The sequence below is a fragment of the Corynebacterium sp. HMSC034B08 genome (genome assembly GCF_001835805.1).
GTDB lineage: Bacteria > Actinomycetota > Actinomycetes > Mycobacteriales > Mycobacteriaceae > Corynebacterium > Corynebacterium coyleae.
In genome coordinates this window covers 1-243 of record NZ_KV825887.1, presented here as the reverse complement: position 1 = coordinate 243, position 243 = coordinate 1, and the positions used below count along the sequence as shown (strand labels likewise).

Annotated in this window: 1 pseudogene; it reads right to left on the bottom strand. The window is 63.8% G+C overall.

The window, feature by feature from the left end:
* Nucleotides 1–243: pseudogene (locus HMPREF2656_RS00155) on the bottom strand (glyceraldehyde-3-phosphate dehydrogenase); the annotation flags it as partial.

The window sequence follows — 243 nt, the reverse complement described above, 5'->3', positions numbered from 1 at the left end:
GGCACGCGGATCGCGTTGCCGGTGAGCTTGCCCTCAAACTCGGGCAGCGCCTTGGACACGGCCTTCGCAGCACCAGTCTCGGTGAGCACCATGTTCAGGCCAGCAGCACGCCCACGACGGTCACCCTTGTGGAAGTTGTCGGCCAGGTTCTGGTCGTTGGTGTACGCGTGGACGGTCTCCACGTGACCATGCTTGACGCCGTAGCGGTCGTTGATCACCTTCAGCACCGGGGTGATGCCGTTG